The organism is Escherichia sp. AM3 (genome assembly GCF_032029835.1).
GTDB classification, from domain to species: Bacteria; Pseudomonadota; Gammaproteobacteria; order Enterobacterales; family Enterobacteriaceae; genus Escherichia; species Escherichia coli.
Map to the genome: position 1 here is coordinate 1 of NZ_JAVUPQ010000238.1, position 1872 is coordinate 1872.

The 1872-nt window shown below is 48.9% G+C and carries 1 protein-coding gene; it reads right to left on the bottom strand.

The annotated features are described in order from the left end of the window. Positions 1 to 219: 219 nt before the first annotated feature. Positions 220 to 1197, bottom strand: coding sequence for a RepB family plasmid replication initiator protein (locus RTW80_RS24580; protein WP_312676552.1), 978 nt, complete (start codon positions 1195 to 1197; stop codon positions 220 to 222). Positions 1198 to 1872: the final 675 nt, after the last annotated feature.

Sequence of the window (1872 nt, forward strand, 5' to 3'; positions counted from 1 at the left end):
TATATAAGCTGTAGTGAGTAAGTCATGTTTTATGAAGGGAGCAATGCCTCAGGATCAGGTTACGGGATCACTTACGTAAGGGACAGGCAGATGGCAGCTCAGCTACAGACAGCACTGCAGGAAACAGAATATAAACTGCAGTGAGCAGACCACTCACTGCGCCGGTTAATATAAGCTGTAGTCAGTAAAGGAGCGCTCTTCACTGACTACAGTTTATGTTCAGCGGGATTTGAAGAGTTTTTCCAGGTCATCCAGCGTGATGCCCAGTTTCTCAAGCAGGGCAAGCTTCTCCGCCATCTCCGGACTGACTTTTTCCGCAGGTGAAGGTTGCAACGGATTTTCCTTACTCTCGTCATTCGGCGCTTTTAACCGGGGACGCCGGTAGTGAATACAGAAGAATTTTGTCCGCCCCCGCTGGATCTCCGTGTAATCAAGATATCCAATCTCGCGCAACTGCTCCATTGCCCGTCTGACCGTCTGGTTCTGGGAAAATACAGGAGACTTCAGATTGAGGCGTGCACGCAGCCGCGCCAGCGATATCGGTGCCGGATCCCGGGGCAGGCTCTCTATAAAGGTGTAGAGTGCCTGGGCGGACTCCCGTCGCTTCAGGGCATTAATCGCCTTAAGCTGGAGAAGGACTTTTCTGTCAAACTGGTACAGTTCAAACAGGCGGGGATCGGCCTGTAACTGCACAATATCCCGCTCAGTATCGTAGTAAGCTGACTGTACCAGATGGGTGATATATTCCCGGGTGTGCTTCTCATCGGTACGGGAAAACGAAATCACGGTACCGGCAATGCGCTTCAGGGAAGGGCTGATGCGCTCACGCAGCCTGCGGGATGACTGGCTTGAAGGTATACCACACAGTTTTGCAAACTCAACAAAAGGCAGTTCAACTTTGTCACCAATCACGTTATGGCGGGCAAAGGAATGAATGATCCCCACCCAGGTCTTGAAATCATTATCCATATCCAGGCGGGGGCCGGTGATCTCAACCTTATCGAATCCCTCAGCACGGGCCAGGGAAAGACGTGTCAGCTCTTCCGTGGCATCAGTACGTGACAGTGTATTTTTTTTACTGTTCTTCAGTGATTTAAGGGTCGGTACAAAAACGCCCAGACGCATCAGCGCCACAGGTTGTATGGTGTTGTTATTGTTTGGTGTCAGTGTCACCAGCTCACCGGAGGACTTATCCACCTCGCCGAACAGTTTTTTGATGTCTGAATTTTCGTTTTCCAGAAAGCCTCCAGCCTGTGGACAGTAAAAGAATAAACAGAAAATCGTGTGTCAGAACTCCGCTAACTGACTGAAGAAAAACCTGCAGCCTGTATTTAACAACTGAGTCTGGCATACTGACCATAGTTTATGTCATTAACTTACTTCAGTATATGGATTACTGAATACAGCTTATCATTAGCATGTTACAGTTTATCAGTAACATGCCACAGCTTATGTGATCGTGGTCCCGGCCCATGAGTGACAAGGTTTGCAGCGATATGGGGATCTTTAATGGATCCTTTGTTGATCATTCATGGATCTGTTTACTGGATCGGGCCTCCGGATATGTGGATAAATCATTCCAGAAGGACAGCGCACACAACCGTTTTATGAAAGGGCTTCAGGGCGTACCTGCTCCCTGTAACTACAGATACATTGCGCTTCCTCGCCGGTTCGCGGGCTTCGCCCGGTCACCGGTCTGCGGCGAGCACTGTTTTTTCTGATGTCTGTCTTTACAGGTAATTTTTGACGGAATCTGCCGTACTTCCTGAGCGTACGGTCATATCCGAAGTACACTTCATATGTGTGTTTCAATGCCAGGGATTGTGTATACAAACTACAGGTGTCAGCGCCAGTGATATAAGACGGTAATTC